At 72.5% G+C, this 15,393-nt stretch carries 13 protein-coding genes and 1 pseudogene; 13 read left to right on the top strand and 1 reads right to left on the bottom strand.

What is annotated here, in order from left to right; genetic code table 11:
• The first annotated feature begins 2 nt into the window (after window positions 1-2).
• From V6U79_RS21500 to V6U79_RS21440, 13 genes and pseudogenes are all read left to right on the top strand, one after another.
• Complete coding sequence (locus V6U79_RS21500; protein WP_334615631.1) at window positions 3-1,670, top strand: ABC transporter permease; 1,668 nt, start codon at window positions 3-5, stop codon at window positions 1,668-1,670.
• Between the two features lie 535 nt (window positions 1,671-2,205).
• Window positions 2,206-2,751: pseudogene (locus V6U79_RS21495) on the top strand (flavin reductase family protein); the annotation flags it as partial.
• A 177-nt stretch (window positions 2,752-2,928) separates the two neighbouring features.
• Window positions 2,929-3,300 (top strand): DUF485 domain-containing protein, encoded by a 372-nt coding sequence (locus V6U79_RS21490; RefSeq protein ID WP_334615595.1) that lies wholly within the window; start codon window positions 2,929-2,931, stop codon window positions 3,298-3,300.
• On the top strand, window positions 3,278-4,951 hold the full coding sequence (locus tag V6U79_RS21485) for a monocarboxylic acid transporter (RefSeq protein WP_334527807.1): 1,674 nt from the start codon (window positions 3,278-3,280) through the stop codon (window positions 4,949-4,951). The genes V6U79_RS21490 and V6U79_RS21485 overlap by 23 nt, the downstream gene beginning before the upstream one ends.
• A 123-nt stretch (window positions 4,952-5,074) precedes the next feature.
• Window positions 5,075-6,052, top strand: a complete 978-nt coding sequence (locus V6U79_RS21480; protein WP_334615594.1) for an NAD-dependent epimerase/dehydratase family protein — start codon at window positions 5,075-5,077, stop codon at window positions 6,050-6,052.
• Between the two features lie 78 nt (window positions 6,053-6,130).
• Window positions 6,131-7,360, top strand: coding sequence for an LCP family protein (locus V6U79_RS21475; RefSeq protein ID WP_334527812.1), 1,230 nt, complete (start codon window positions 6,131-6,133; stop codon window positions 7,358-7,360).
• A gap of 288 nt (window positions 7,361-7,648) precedes the next feature.
• Window positions 7,649-8,860 carry an LCP family protein gene (locus V6U79_RS21470; protein WP_334527815.1) on the top strand — a complete coding sequence of 404 codons (1,212 nt, stop codon included), beginning with the start codon at window positions 7,649-7,651 and terminating at the stop codon, window positions 8,858-8,860.
• 213 nt (window positions 8,861-9,073) lie between these two features.
• The gene (locus V6U79_RS21465) at window positions 9,074-9,982 is read left to right on the top strand and encodes an LCP family protein (protein ID WP_334527818.1); all 909 of its coding nucleotides are present in this window, start codon (window positions 9,074-9,076) and stop codon (window positions 9,980-9,982) included.
• A gap of 50 nt (window positions 9,983-10,032) precedes the next feature.
• On the top strand, window positions 10,033-10,368 hold the full coding sequence (locus tag V6U79_RS21460) for a rhodanese-like domain-containing protein (protein WP_334527821.1): 336 nt from the start codon (window positions 10,033-10,035) through the stop codon (window positions 10,366-10,368).
• 10 nt (window positions 10,369-10,378) lie between these two features.
• On the top strand, window positions 10,379-11,170 hold the full coding sequence (locus tag V6U79_RS21455) for a glycerophosphodiester phosphodiesterase (RefSeq protein ID WP_334615593.1): 792 nt from the start codon (window positions 10,379-10,381) through the stop codon (window positions 11,168-11,170).
• Between the two features lie 52 nt (window positions 11,171-11,222).
• Complete coding sequence (locus V6U79_RS21450) at window positions 11,223-12,680, top strand: PAS domain-containing sensor histidine kinase (protein ID WP_334615592.1); 1,458 nt, start codon at window positions 11,223-11,225, stop codon at window positions 12,678-12,680.
• A gap of 26 nt (window positions 12,681-12,706) precedes the next feature.
• Entirely contained in the window at window positions 12,707-13,168 is a 462-nt protein-coding gene (locus V6U79_RS21445) for an ATP-binding protein (RefSeq protein ID WP_442933340.1), read from the top strand.
• A gap of 61 nt (window positions 13,169-13,229) precedes the next feature.
• Window positions 13,230-14,111, top strand: a complete 882-nt coding sequence (locus tag V6U79_RS21440; RefSeq protein ID WP_334527832.1) for a DUF5926 family protein — start codon at window positions 13,230-13,232, stop codon at window positions 14,109-14,111.
• Between the two features lie 48 nt (window positions 14,112-14,159).
• On the opposite strand, the gene V6U79_RS21435 is transcribed toward V6U79_RS21440, so the two are convergent.
• Window positions 14,160-15,368 carry an arginine deiminase gene (locus V6U79_RS21435; protein ID WP_334615591.1) on the bottom strand — a complete coding sequence of 403 codons (1,209 nt, stop codon included), beginning with the start codon at window positions 15,366-15,368 and terminating at the stop codon, window positions 14,160-14,162.
• Between the last annotated feature and the right edge of the window lie 25 nt (window positions 15,369-15,393).

Raw genomic sequence — 15,393 nt, 5'->3', positions numbered from 1 at the left:
CGATGCCGGCCCGGCCGGTCACCGCCCGGCACTTCGTCCGGCTGAAGCTGCGGGTGATCGGCAACAACTTCCGCGGCCAGGGCTGGCGGATCGCGATGTTCGTGGCCGGGATCCTGGTCGGCCTCTGGTTCGCCGCCGGTGGTTTCCTGGCGCTCGCCGCGCCGGGCTTCGCCGACGAGCCGCGCTACGCGCTGCTGACCGCCGCGTTCGGGGGCGGAATCCTGGTGCTGGGCTGGCTGCTGCTGCCGCTGGTCTTCTTCGGCGTGGACGAGACGCTCGACCCGGCCCGGTTCGCGCTGCTGCCGCTGACCCGTCGCACCCTGGTCACCGGGCTGTTCGCGGCGGCGCTGGTGAGCGTCCCGGTGGTCACCGTGCTGATCGCGCTCGGCGGGCTGGTGGTCACCGCCGTCGCGCTGGGCGGCTGGCCGGCCGGCCTGGTCGCCGCGATCGGCGCGGTCGGCGGCCTGCTGCTCTGCGTCGCCGCCAGTCGCGCGGTGACCAGCGCGTTCGCCACCATGCTGCGGTCCCGGCGGGTGAAGGACCTGGCCGCCGTGCTGCTGGCGGTGGTGGCCGCCCTGCTCGGGCCGCTCCAGATCCTGGTGCTGGCGGCGGCGCGGGAGGCGGACTGGGACCGGCTCACCGGCGTGGCCCGGGTGGTGGGCTGGACGCCGTTCGGAGCGCCGTGGACCGTCGGCGTCGACGTGGCGGAGGGTCGGGGCTGGGCGGTCCCGATCAAGCTGCTGATCACCGCCGTCACCATCGGCCTGCTGCTGTTCTGGTGGTCCCGGTCGCTGGAGTCGGCGATGGTCGGGGCGGAGACCGGCACCCCGGCGAAGGAGCGGCGCGGCCCGGCGGGCGGCGCGGTCGGGCAGCTCTTCCCCCGGGTGCTCGGCTGGGCCGGCCGGGATCGGTTCGGCGCGCTGGTGGCCCGCGAGTGCCGCTACTGGTGGCGGGACGCCCGGCGGCGGGCCAACCTGATCACCGTCGCGGTGGTGGGTGTCTTCGTACCGGTGATGGTCAACATCGGGGGCACTGGCTTCACGGTCGGCCCCGCCGGGGAGGGCTTCCCAGGCACCGGTGAACCGTCACCGGTGCTACTCAGCCTCTCGATGCTCTTCGTCGGGGTGCTCGCCGCGGTGACCCTGGCCAACCAGTTCGGCTTCGACGGCAGCGCGTATGCGGCGAACGTGGTCGCCGGGGTGTCGGGCCGGCTGGAGCTGGGTGCCCGGATGGCGGCCTTCTCGGTGTACGTCGTACCGATGCTGGGCGTGGTCTCGGTGTTGATCGCCGTGGTGCTGGGGCGGCCCGGGTGGGTCGGGGTCGCCGCCGGCGCCCTGCTCGCCTCGTACGGGGCCGGGTTGGCGATCAACTCGTTCATGTCGGTGCTCGGGGCGTACTCGCTGCCGGAGACGAGCAACCCGTTCGCGATGAACACCGGGGCGGGGGTGGCGCGGAGCTTCCTCACCCTGCTGTCCATGCTCGGCTCGGCGGCGGCCGGGATGCCGCTGGTGGTGGCCGCGGCGCTGCTCGGGGAGGCCTGGCTCTGGCTGGCCCTGCCGCTGGGCGCGGCGTACGGGACGGGTGCGGCGCTGCTCGGCTCCTACCTGGCCGGGGACGTGCTGGACCGCCGGGCGCCGGAGCTGCTGGCCACCGTCACCCCGCGCCGCTGACCCGCGCGCCGGCCCGACCGCCGGCCGCCCCAAGATCGCGCTCGATCCTGGAAAGAGTGGTCTCACCGCGAGTTCGAGGCCACTACTTCCAGGATCGAGCGCGATCTTCCACGGCCCCTCTCAGTCGAGGCGGCCGGAGCGGGCGTGGGCGACGAACGAGCGCCAGGCGCCGGGGGCGAACGTGAGGGTCGGGCCGGAAGGTGGCGCCGGCGACCGGCGTGCCGGGCGCGAGGGCGCCGCAGGGGTCGGCTGGCCGGCCGAACCAGCCGCCGGCGTGGGCGACCGCGCCGACGGTGGCCCTGCCGCGACCGGGTCGCGCGGGCTGGTTGACTCCGGCGCAGGCTTGGCGGGCGAACGGCCGACGGTGACCACCGCTCGACTGATACCTCTGAGTCATCAATATGCCTCAGGGTCATCGCGCTCGTTGGGGCACGCGCCTCCGGCCGCCGACACGCCCGAACGCACCACCGCGCGGGCCGCCACCGCGCCCACCGCGGCCGGGAACCGGCGATGAGCAGGCGCTGCTCGTGTACTGGCCCGGGGCGGCACAATGTTTCACGTGAATCATGAGCCGGGTGCCGAGATCCACCACACCGACCCGTTCGCGGTGCCCGCCGGGCAGCGCTCACCCGTACGCCGGTTGCGCGGGCGGCTGGCCGCCCCGGTGACCCTCTGGACGGCGCCGGGTCCGGCGGGGCTGACCGTCTCGTCCACCCTGGTCGCCGAGGGCGAGCCGGACCGGCTGCTCGGACTGATCGACCCGGAGTCGGACCTGTGGGCGGCGGTGGAGGAGGCCGGGCGGTTCGCGGTGGCGCCGCTGGGGCCGCCGCACCGGCAGCTCGCCGACCGGTTCGCCGGCCTGTTCCCGTCCCCGGGCGGCCTCTTCGCCACCGGCTCGTGGACCGACACCCCCTACGGCCCGGTCCCCACCGACGCCGGCGGGTGGGCCGGCTGCCGGCTCGACACCGCCCGGGAGTACGGCTGGGGCCTGCTGGTCGAGGCCACCATCGAGGCCGTCGACCTGACCGAGGAGACCATGCCGCTGCTGCACTACCGGGGTCGGTACCACGGGCTGACCTGACGGCCCGGCGCCGACCACCCGGCGGACCGCTCATCGAAGTGACGTGCGTCACTCGGCGCAGCCGGCAGACCGTTCGGCGCAGCCGCCGACCGGGCCCGATCTCGGCCTTCCGTGGACGGGAGCGCGCTGCCTACGGTGCGCGAAACTCCCCATGCCTGTGAAGGTGGTGATCCACAGATGTCCACGGACACACCCGCGTCCGCCCCCGCCGAGTCGGCCGCCGAGCGGTATCTCGCCGTACAACGGTCGGACGAGTTCGCCGGGTTGCGTCGCGCGTTGCGCGGCTTCGTCTTCCCGATGACCGTCGCGTTCTTCCTGTGGTACGCGCTCTACGTGATCCTCTCCGCCTACGCGCGGGACTTCATGGGTACGAAGCTCTTCGGCAGCAACATCAACATCGCCCTCGTCTTCGGCCTGCTCCAGTTCGTCTCGACCTTCGTGATCGCCTGGCTCTACTCCCGGTACGCCGACCGGAGGATCGACCCGGTCGCCGACCGGATCCGCGCCGAGATGGGGGAGGTGAACCATGAACACGGTCCTCGCGGCTGAGGCGGGCAGCACCACCGCCCGCAACCTGACCATCACGCTCTTCCTGGTCTTCGTGGCGGTGACCCTGGCCATCACCATCTGGGCCAGCCGGCAGACCAAGACCGCCACCGACTTCTACGCCGGCGGCCGGTCCTTCTCCGGTTTCCAGAACGGCATGGCGATCGGCGGTGACTACATGTCGGCCGCCTCGTTCCTCGGCATCGCCGGCATCATCGCCCTCTACGGCTACGACGGCTTCCTCTACTCGATCGGATTCCTGGTCGCCTGGCTGGTGGCGCTGTTGCTGGTGGCCGAACTGCTGCGCAACTCGGGTCGGTACACGATGGCCGACGTGCTGGCCTTCCGGATGCGGCAGCGGCCGGTGCGTACCGCCGCGGCGGTCTCCACCATCACGGTGTCGATCTTCTATCTGCTGGCTCAGATGGTGGGCGCGGGCGCGCTGGTGGCGCTGTTGCTGGGGATCAAGCCGGGGACGACCTTCCTCGGCATGGACGCCGACACCGCCAAGGTCGCCACCATCATCATGGTCGGCGCCCTGATGATCATCTACGTGACGGTGGGTGGCATGAAGGGCACCACCTACGTGCAGATCGTCAAGGCGTTCCTGCTGATGGGCGGCGCGCTGGTGATGACGCTGCTGGTGCTGGCGAAGTACAAGTTCAACCTGTCGTCGCTGCTCGGCGACGCCGCCGCCTCCTCCGGCAAGGGCAGCGCCTTCCTCGAACCCGGACTGCGCTACGGCGTCGAGGTGGCCGGCAACTCGACCCAGACCTTCTACAACAAGATCGACCTGCTCTCGCTCGGCATCGCGCTGGTGCTCGGCACGGCCGGCCTGCCGCACATCCTGATCCGCTTCTACACGGTCCCGACCGCCAAGGCGGCTCGCAAGAGCGTGCTCTGGGCGATCGGCATCATCGGCACCTTCTATTTGCTCACCCTGGCGCTCGGCTTCGGCGCCGCGGCGCTGGTGGGCGGCAAGGCGATCACCGCCCAGGACAAGGCGGGCAACACCGCCGCGCCACAGCTGGCCGAGGCGCTCGGCATCGACTTCCTCGGCGGCAACCTCGGTGGGGCGACAATGCTGGCGATCATCGCGGCGGTCGCCTTCGCCACCATCCTGGCCGTGGTGGCCGGGCTGACCCTGGCGTCGTCGTCGAGCCTGGCGCACGACTTCTACGCCAACGTGATGAAGAACGGTCAGGCCTCGGAGCGGCAGGAGGTGACCGTCGCCCGGGTGTCCGCGCTGGCCATCGGTGCGGTCTCGATCGTCCTGTCCATCTTCGCGCAGAGCCTGAACGTGGCCTTCCTGGTGGCGCTGGCCTTCGCGGTGGCCGCGTCGGGCAACCTGCCGGCGATCCTCTACAGCCTCTTCTGGAAGCGGTTCAACACCTCGGGAGCGGTCTGGGCCATCTACGGCGGACTGCTGGCGGCCGTGTTCCTGGTGTTCTTCTCACCGGTGGTCTCCGGCGCGCCGACCTCGATGTTCCCCGACCAGGACTGGCAGTGGTTCCCGCTGTCCAACCCGGGCATCCTCTCCATCCCGTTCGGCTTCCTGTGCGGGTGGATCGGCACCGTCATCTCCAAGGAGCACGACGAGAAGAAGTACGCGGAGCTGGAGGTCCGCGCCCTCACCGGGGCCGGAGCGCACTGACCTGCGGTACCCGGCCGGGGCCCTCGACGCGGACGCGTCGGGGGCCCCGTGCCACGCCCGACGGGCCCATCGGCGACGCGGGCCGCGGGGCGTACGAGCGCGTTGCTGAGTAGGCTGACCGGCATGAAGGTAGCCCCTCGTTTCGGCACCGGTCACCGTGTCCTCGTCACCGGCGGCGCCGGTTTCGTGCCGTCGCACCTGGTCGACGCCCTGATCGGGCGCGGATGCACGGTCGTCGCGTTGGACAACTTCGTGACCGGCTCCAAGGACAACGTCGCCCACCTGGCCGAGGAGCCGACCTTCACGCTGGTCGAGGCGGACATCTCCGAGGGGCTGCCGAGTCACCACCCGGCGTTCGCCGAGCGGTTCGACGCCATCCTGCACATGGCCTCGCCGGCCAGCCCGACCGACTTCGAGAAGCTGCCGGTGGAGATCCTCCGGGTCGGCTCGGTGGGCACCCTGCACCTGCTGGAGCGCGCGGTCGCCGACGGCGCCCGGTTCCTGATGGCCTCCACCTCCGAGGCGTACGGGGACCCGAGGGAGCACCCGCAGCGGGAGACGTACTGGGGCAACGTCAACCCGATCGGGGTGCGCAGCGTCTACGACGAGGCCAAGCGCTTCTCCGAGGCGGCCACCATGGCGTACCACCGGAGCCGGGGGCTGGACAGCGCGATCGTCCGAATCTTCAACACGTACGGCCCGCGGATGCGCCCCGACGACGGCCGCGCCATCCCCACCTTCATCTCCCAGGCGCTGCGCGGGGAGCCGATCACCGTGCACGGCACCGGCGACCAGACCCGGTCGATCTGCTACGTCGACGACCTGGTGCGCGGCATCCTGCTGCTGCTCGACTCCACCGAGACCGGGCCGATCAACTGCGGCACCGAGCACGAGATGTCCATGCGGCAACTGGCTGAGACGATCGTGTCGCTCTCCGGAAGCGCCTCCCGGGTGACCTACGTCACCCGCGGCTCGGACGATCCGGAGATGCGCCGCCCGGATCTGACCCTCGCCCGCACGCTGCTCGGATACGAGCCGAGCGTGACGCCCGAAGAAGGCCTCCGGCGCACGATCGACCACTTCCGCGAGCGGCTAGGGTAGCCGACCCCGCGCCACGCGGAACGGGACCGGACGATTGCCTTCCGGCAACCCTCGACCGTGCTACGTACGCTGAGACACATGTCCGCGACATCGTCTGCCGGTCTCCCGCTCCCGTACCTGCGCCAGCGCGCCGGTCGCGCCTCGGTCCCCGAGCCGGGTCGCGCCCGGGCGTCGTCCGACGCGCAGTGGTACCCGTCGTACGACGAGCAGCAGCCGCGCGGCGGTGTGCCCGGCGGCCCGGGCGGACCCGGCACGCCGCAGGGCCCGGGCGGGCCGGGCGGTCCCGGCCGGGGTGGCCCGCGTCCGCGCTGGGGCCGGATCGGCCTGGTCGCCGGGATCGCGGTGCTGGTGCTGGCGCTGCTCGGCGGGGCGGGGGCCTGGTTCTACGCCCGCAACCTCAACCAGGACCTGGCCCGCACCGACCCGTTCTCGGAGATCACCGGGGGCCGGCCGGCGAAGGCGGTGAACGGGGCGCTGAACATCCTGCTGGTCGGCTCCGACTCGCGGGACCCGGACGCCCCGGTGGACCAACAGAGCAAGTGGCGCGCGGACACGGTCATCGTCATGCACATCCCGGCCGACCACAAGAGCGCCTACCTGGTCTCCATCCCGCGTGACCTCTACGTGCCGATCCCGGAGAGCGCCGGCGCGGAGTGCGGTACCGGGCAGCGCGCCAAGATCAATGCTGCCTTCGCCTTCGGCGGCCTCCCGCTCGCGGTCCGTACCGTGGAGTGCTTCACCGACGTCCGGATCGACCACGTGATGGCGATCGACTTCGCCGGCTTCAAGCAGGTCACCGACGCCCTCGGCGGGGTGGACCTGAAGGTCGAGCGGACCATCACCTCGATCCACAAGCCCTACCGGACCTTCACCAAGGGCACCCAGCAGATGAACGGGGCGGAGGCGCTGGACTGGATCCGCCAGCGCAAGCAGTTCCCCGACGGGGACTTCGCGCGAATGCGGCACCAGCAGGAGTTTCTCCGGGCGCTGATGGACAAGGCGGCGAGCACGGGCACGCTCACCAATCCGAAGAAGTTGAACGCCTTTCTCCAGTCGGTGACCGACGCGGTGACCGTGGACAACGGCTTCTCGCTGGTGGACATGGCGCTGGAGTTCCGGAATCTGCGCGGCGAGAACCTGACCTTCGTCACCAGCCCGAACTCGGGCAGCGCGACCATCAACGGCGAGTCGGTGGTGGTCTCCGACCGGGAGAAGGCGCTGGCGATGTACAAGGCGATGTCGTCGGACACCATGGCCGCCTGGGTCGCGGCCAACCAGAAGCCGGGCACGACGGGCGGCGGGAACTGACCCGCCGCGGCGGCCGGGGTGACCCGGCCGCCGCCACCCCGCCGCGCGAACGGCGCAGGCCCGGCCGGGCAGGTGACCGGCAGATTTCGACGGACGTCATCAGAGGTGCCTTTCCGAGGAATCGAACATCGTTCGCCAACCACCGACCGGGCGCATCGACTCATACTTTCGGTCGAATTACCAGGCAACTGTCGGGATATCTGTGATTTGTGTGCCTGACGATCTCGCCCTGACGGGGAGCGGTACGTAAAGTGGGGCCGCCCCCCGATCACGCGAGCTGGAGCACGAATGCCGGTTCAGACCCGCCCCCGCCCGACGCCGCTGGATTCCGACCCCGATGCACGCCGGTCGACGACCATCCCGTCGCAGGGCGGTCGCAGCGGTCGGCGCGCCGGCGGCGCCCCGAAGCGCACCCGACGCAAGGACCCGCTCTGGGCCCGGCTCACGGTGGTCTTCGGCGCAGTGCTGATGATGACCAGCGGCATCGCCATCGTCGGCAGCAAGGCGATGATCAGCCAGGCCACCGGCAACATCGCCCAGCGCAACCTGCTCGGCGGGGCGGGCAAGACCGAGGCCGAGGGCGGCGCCAACCTGGACGGCCCGATCGACATGTTGCTGCTGGGCGTGGACGCCCGCGAGCGCTGGGCCGCCGACGACGTCCGCGCGGACAGCATCATCGTGCTGCACATCCCGGCCAGCCACGACCAGGCGTACCTGATCTCCATCCCGCGGGACACCGAGGCGCAGATCCCGGCGCACAAGAAGAGCGGCTACCGGGGTGGCACCGACAAGATCAACGCCGCGTTCCACGCCGGCGCCCAGAACGGCGGCGGCTGGGAGGGCGGCGCCCAGCTGATGGCCCAGACCATCAAGAACATGACCGGGATCAGCTTCGACGGCGCCGCGATCATCAACTTCGGCGGCTTCAAGAACGTCATCGACACCCTCGGCACGGTGCGGATCTGCGTCAAGCACGAGGTGAAGTCGATCCACACGGTGATGGTCGACGGCAAGCAGATGTGGAAGGCGGACGCCAAGAAGACCGGCCGGCCGATGTTGCCGGTGGTCTACAAGAAGGGCTGCCGGCAGATGTCCGGCATGGAGGCGCTGGACTACTCCCGCCAGCGGTACGGCCTGCCGAACAGCGACTACGACCGCCAGGCGAACCAGCAGCAGCTGATCAAGGCGATGGCCCGCAAGGCGACCGACAAGGGCATGCTGAGCAACCCGATCAAGATCAATCAGCTGATCCGGGCCGCCGGCAAGGCCTTCGTCCTGGACACCGGCGGCGCGCCGGTCGAGGATCTGATCTTCACGCTGCGCGGGGTCACCGGCAACGAGCTGACCATGCTGCGTACCAACGGCGGCACGTTCAACGGCAACGCCAACAACCGCGAGGCCCTCAGCCAGCAGACGCTGGAGATGTTCGACGCGATCAAGCGGGACAAGCTGGGCGAGTTCGTGTACGCGAATCCGAACGTCATCTCCAACCGCAAGTGACCCGACCGTCCGGCAGTCGCGGGAACCTCCTCGACGGCCGGTGGCCTCCCCGTAGCCTGACGTGAGGGAATCTCACGCAACGGCCACGGGGAGGGCGTCACGGCCAGGTCAGCGCGGGCCGACCGGCCGAGCGCACCGTCGGCCCGGTGGCCCCGGCGGCTGCTCCGCCTGGGCCTCGTCCTGGTCCTGCTGGCCGTCCTCGCCGCGGTGGGGATGCAGGCGCTGACCGCCCGGTACGACCGCACGGTCACCAGGGAACCGCTGCTCGCCCCGGACGCCCGGCAGGACCACACCGACCTCTCCGGCGGACTGAACTACCTGCTCGTCGGCTCCGACCGGCGGGTCGACTCCGCCCGGCCCGACCAGCGCTCCGACACCATCCTGATCGTGCACGTCCCGTCGGGGCTACGGCAGGCGTACCTGATCTCCGTCCCGCGCGACCTGCTGGTCGCCATCCCACCGGCCCCCGGGTACGGCGGCGGCGAGGACAAGATCAACGCGGCGTACGAGCACGGCGGAGGGGGCCGGGAGGGCGTCCAGCTGCTCTCCTCCACCCTGACCCGGCTCACCGGCGTCCGCTTCGACGGGGCCGCGTTGATCGACTTCTCCGGCTTCCGCAAGGTCATCGACCTGCTCGGCGGAGTCCGGATGTGCGTCGACACCGAGGTCCGCTCGATCCACACGAACACCCTCTTCAGCGCCGGCTGCCAGCAGATGGACGGCGCCCGGGCGCTGGACTACGTCCGCCAGCGCTACGACCTGCCGGGCGGTGACTACGACCGGCAACGGCACCAGCAGCAGCTGCTGCGGGCGGTGCTGGACCGGGCCGGCCAGGCCGACCTGCGCCGCGATCCGGTCAAGCTGGACCGGGTGCTGCGGGCGGCGGGCGGCTCGCTCACCGTGGACACCAACGGCGTACCCCTGGACGAGCTGCTCTTCGCCCTCCGGTCGCTGCCGGCGGACGCGCTGAGCGGGGTCCTGGTGCCGTCGTACCCGCAGACCATCGGCCAGGTCTCGTACGTGATGCTCGACAACGGCGGCAACGGGCTCTTCGCCGCGGTCGAGAGCGAGCGGATGCCGGACTGGGCCCGCGCCAACCCGCGCTGGATCAGCCGGCTGTGACGGCACGGCCCGCGCCGGTCCGGCCGGGCGAGGATCTACCCTTGGTACCCGTGTTCGGACCTCAGGTACCCACCGTGACCGTGACCGAGATCGACGACCAGACCTACCTGCTCGACGTCCGCGAGGACGACGAGTGGAACGCGGGCCACGCGCCCGGCGCCCACCACCTGCCGATGATGGAGCTGCCCGCCCGGCTCGCCGACGTGCCCACCGACCGCGACGTCGCGGTGATCTGCCGCTCCGGCGGGCGCTCCGCCCAGGTCGTCGCCTATCTGATGCGCAACGGCTGGGAGCAGGTGCGCAACGTCGAGGGCGGGATGGGCGAGTGGGCCGCCGCCGGCAAGCCGGTGGTCGGCGGGGACGGGCAGCCCGGCCGGGTCATCTGAGGCCGACCCGATGGGCGAACCGCTGGTCTTCGCGCACCGCGGCGCGTCGGCCGACCTCCCGGAGCACACCCTCGCCGCGTACCTGCGGGCCCTCGACGAGGGCGCCGACGGGCTGGAGTGCGACGTCCGGCTCACCCGCGACGGGCACCTGGTCTGCGTGCACGACCGCCGGCTGGACCGGACCAGCAACGGTCACGGCCTGGTCAGCGGCCGTACCCTCGCCGAGCTGGAGCTGCTCGACTTCGGTTCGTGGCACCCCGGCTGCGTACCGGTCGACGGCGCCGAGGTGGTGGACGAGTCGCACACCCGGCTGCTCACCCTGGAACGGCTGCTGGAGGCGGTGCTGGCCGCCGGCCGCCCGGTCCGGCTGCTGGTGGAGACCAAGCACCCGTCCCGGTACGGCGGCCACGTCGAGCGGAAACTGGTGGCGCTGCTGCGCCGCTTCGGGCTCGCCGAGCCGGGGCCGGACGACCCGGTCCGGGTCACCGTGATGTCCTTCTCGCCGCTGGCCGTGCGGCGGGTCCGGGAGCTGGCACCGGCGCTGCCGACGGTGCTGCTGCTGGAGGTGCTGCCGCGCTGGCTGCGCCTGGGCCGGCTGCCCTTCGGCACCCGGATCGCCGGGCCGGGCATCGGGCTGGTGCGGACGCGCCCGCAACTGGTGCCGGCGCTGCACGCCGCCGGCAACCAGGTGTACGTCTGGACGGTCAACGAGCCGGACGACCTGGAGCTGGTCCTCGACGCCGGGGTGGACGGGGTGATCACCGACCGACCGGCCCGGACGCTGGCCCGGCTGGGCCGGTGAGGCTCACCGGCCGGGGGTGCCCGAACTCCGGTCGAGCGGGCACACTCGGGACATGCCGGAGCGTACCGACCTCACCGCCCTCATCGTCGGCCATGGCGAGGTGATCGAGATGATCAATTCGGGCGACGCGGCGTTGCCCGTCCTCACCCAACTGCTCCAGGTGACGCAGTCGACGCTCGGCGCGGACGGCGTGGCCTTCGTCGAGTTCGCCCCGACCGGTGGTCGGGTCATCGCCGCCAGCGGCGCCGGGGCCTGGACGATCGGGCGTCCCCTGCCCGCGTCCGACCCGGCCACCGTCTGCCTGCTCGCCGGTCCCCGGGTCCGGCAGGTGCGGGTGGACCGCCTCCCCGGCCCGCTCGCCGGTGACCTCGCCGACCGGGGGCTGCGCCACATGATCGTCGCCCGGGCCGAGATCGGCGGGCTCACCGTCGGCAGCCTGCACGCCCTCTACCACGACGGCGACGACTCCGAGGACGCCACCCAGCACGCGGTGCTCAGCTACGTCGCCTCCTGCATCGCCCACATGTACGGCGACCAGACCGGGCTGCCGGTGCACGGCGACGGTCCGGTGGTGGCGGCGCTCGCCGACGGCCTGGCCGTGGTCGACCGGGACGGCCACGTCCGGCTCTGGAACCCGGCGGCCGCGCAGGTCACCGACCGGTCCGCGGCGGAGGCGCTGAACCGCCCGCTGCCGTTCCCGCTCCCGCCGTCCGGGCAGGTGCTCGACCACCGGCTGCCCGACGGCCGCTGGCTGAAGATCACCTCCGGTGAGCTGCCCGGTCCGGGCACGCTGCGGGTGGTCACCTTCCGCGACATCACCGACCAGCAGCGCCGGGACGCCGACCGGGACCTCTTCGTCGCGGTGACCAGCCACGAGCTGCGCACGCCGGTCACCGTCATCAAGGGGTACGCGGACACCCTCACCGACCACTGGGAGTCGCTGACCGAGGCCGACCGGCGGCAGGCCGCCCGGGTGATCGGGCAGCGCGCCAACGAGCTGGCCCGGCTGGTCGACCGGCTGCTCTCCTCGGCCACCGACGCCCGCCCCGCCGGCGATCCGACGGTGCCGTTCGACCTCGGTGACGCGCTCCGCGCCGCGGTGCCGGACCTCCCCGCCGACCTGCGGCACCGGCTCCTGCTCGACCTGCCGGCCGACCTGCCCAAGGCGCTCGGCGACCGGCACACCCTGGCCACCGTGCTGACCGAGCTGAGCACCAACGCCGGCAAGTACTCGCCGCCGGACTCCCCGATCGAGGTGACCGCCGACGCCGACGGGCAGACGGTCTCCTTCCGGGTCAGCGACCGGGGCATCGGCATCCGTCCCGAACACGTCGAGCGGGCCTTCGACCGGTTCTGGCAGGGCGAGTCCGGCAACCGGCGCGGCTACCCCGGCGCCGGGCTCGGCCTCTATCTCGTCCGCCGGATCGTTGAACAGCAGAATGGATGGGTATCCCTCCGTCCGAGGAGCGGTGGCGGTACCGTCGCAGAGGTGCGGCTGCCCCGGGGATGACCCGCCAGGCGGGCGGGGCGCGGGGAATGAGGAGCGCGGTGTCGGCGAAGGCGGTCGAACGTTCGTGGTGTGTGGTGGTGCCCCACCACGCCACCGGGGCGCGGCTGGCCCGACACCGGCTCGCCGACGAGCTGACCGACGTCGTACCCCCGATCCTGCTGGCCGACCTGGTGGCGGTCCTGGCGGAACTGGTCGGCAACGCGGTCCGGCACGCCGACCCGCTGCCCGGCGGGGTGGTCCGGGTGGCCTGGCGGCTGCGGCCCACGCCGACCGGTCCGGCCGTGTCGGTCCGGGTGACCGACGGCGGCGCCCTGCTGGGGCCGCGGATGCGGGCGGCCAGCCCGGACGCGGTCGACGGCCGCGGGCTGCACATCGTCTCCGGCCTGGCGAGCCGCTGGGGCGTCGAGCGGGACGGCCTGGGGCAGAGCGTCTGGGCCGAGTTCGACCCGACCGGCACGCCCCGGCCGGACCTGGTCACGACCGGTTGACCGGGGTACGCGGGCGGGTCTGTCCCACGCGCTCCCGGTCCGGCCTCTAGGCTGTCTCGCCGTGAGCAAGCGACGGAAGAACCAGCGCGCCGAGGCCGCTCCCCGCCGGGAGAAGATCCGGGACGTCTTCGTCCCCCGCCCGTTCGAGGGGCTGGCGGACGAGCCGGAGTGGATCGCCCTGCGCGAGCTCGTGCCGGCCGCGTCCGCCCCGCTGCGGCTCACCGCCGACCTCGTCGAGGAGTACGGCGACCGCCCGGTCGTCCTCGCCACCGTGCTGCCGATGGCCGCGCCGGCGATGACGAAGCCGGACGGGCGGGTCTTCGTCGGCCTCCAGCGCCACCAGCAGTCCGGCGACGTCTCCCGGGACCTGGCCGAGGCGCTGCTCTGCGCGCTGCGCACCGAGCCGGGCGGCCAGGTGGCCGTGCCGCCACTGCCGGGCCCCGGCCCGCGCCTCCAGGACCTCCTGGTGGACGGCCCGCTGGAGATCACCATGCACGACGGCTTCGAGTTCTGGCTCGACCCGGGCGCCGCCGACGACCCCACCGTGCAGGCCTCGCTGGAGCGGGCGAACGCGGCCGTCTACCCCACGGTCCGGCTCTCCGCCGCCCGGGCCGCCTACTGGTGCCAGGTGCCGGAGAAGGCGCACGTGCGCTGGGTGCTGCCGGAGGACGAGGACACCGCGCTGGACGCGCTGTCCCGACTCTCCGCCGCCGGCTCCCTGACCCTGGGCGAGGGCACGAAGTTCGCCGGCATGTTCCGGGCGCACGGCCGGCTGGTGCCGGTCTGGGACCTGCCGCAGGACATCCCGGCCGCCGACTGGGAGGAGCCGGTGGCCGGGTTCGCGAAGCGGTACGCCGACGTGCTGGCGGAGCGGGAGCCGCTGGACGCCGCGGGCCGCCGTGCCCGCCAGGGCCTGCTGGGCCGCCAGCTCACCCTGCGCTGAGCCGGCCGGGTGTCGGGAGGGCCCCGGCCGGCGCCGGGGCCCGCTCCGTCAGCCGCGCAGCGGTTCCCGGACCAACGGGCAGGACATGCAGCGCGGGCCGCCCCGGCCGGAGCCCAGCTCGGAGCCGGCGATCGGGATGACCTCGATGCCGGCCCGCTCCAGCTGGGCGTTGGTCTCCACGTTCCGCTCGTAGCCGACGCAGAGCCGGGGGGCGAGGGCGAGGGTGTTGTTGCCGTCGTCCCACTGCTCGCGCTCCGCGGTGACCGGGTCCAGCCCAGTGTCGATCACCCGGAGCTGGTCGATGTCCATCGCGTCGGCGGCGGCGCGCAGGAACGGCGCCGGACCGTCCACCCGCGGCTCCCCGTCCGGCCCCGCGATCACCGTGTACGCCGAGAGGGTGCTGGCGATGTTCGGGTACATCAGCACCGCGTCGACGTCGACCATCGTGCAGACCGTGTCCAGGTGCATGGTGGCCCGCTCCTGAGCGATCGGCACCACCAGGATGGTGTGTGCCAGCCCCGCGGCGAAGACCTGCCGGGCGAGCCGTTCCGCGCCGGCCGGGGTGGTCCGCTCACCCACCCCGACGGCGAGCACGCCCGGGGCGAGCAGCAGCACGTCGCCGCCCTCCAGGTGCTCCAGCTCGGGGTGGTAGACGAACTCGGTGCCGGCGAAGCGCGGGTGGTGACGGTAGATGGCGTCGGTGAGCGTGGTCTCCCGCCGCCGGGCCGGCATGGCGAGGCTGGTCACCCCGACCCGGTCCCCGATCCACAGTGCGGAGTCCCGGGTGAAGAGCAGGTTGGGCAGCGGGGCGATGACGAAGTCGTGCCGGTCCATCAGCGTCCACACCAGCCCACCGGGGCGCTCCGGGCTGATCCGTACCTCCTCGTGGGCGAGCCCGGCGATGAGCACGTCGGCGAGGGCGGCCGGGTCGAGGTAGGCGAGGTGGTCGGCGACCCGGCGGCGCAGGGTGTCGCCCAGCCTCGGCGACCGGAGCACCTGCTCGGTGAGTTCGGCGCGCGCGTCGGGCACGGCGAGCGTCTCGGCGAGCAGGGTGGCGAGGTACAGCACCTCGACGCCGCGGTCGCGCAGCGCCGTGGCGAACGCGTCGTGCTCCTCCTGGGCCCGTCCCACCCAGGGGATGGCGTCGAAGAGCAGCGAGTCGTTGTTGCGGGGGGTGAGCCGGGCGAGTTCCGGCCCCGGCCGGTGCAGCAGCACGGTGCCGAGTCGACCGACCTCGCTGTCCACGTAGTGGGTCACCCTCGCAGCGTAGGACAGGTGTGAG

Source organism: Micromonospora psammae (genome assembly GCF_036902725.1).
In the GTDB taxonomy this organism is placed as follows: domain Bacteria; phylum Actinomycetota; class Actinomycetes; order Mycobacteriales; family Micromonosporaceae; genus Micromonospora.
Note: the sequence above shows the minus strand (reverse complement) of the source record. Positions and strands in the feature narration are given on the sequence as shown.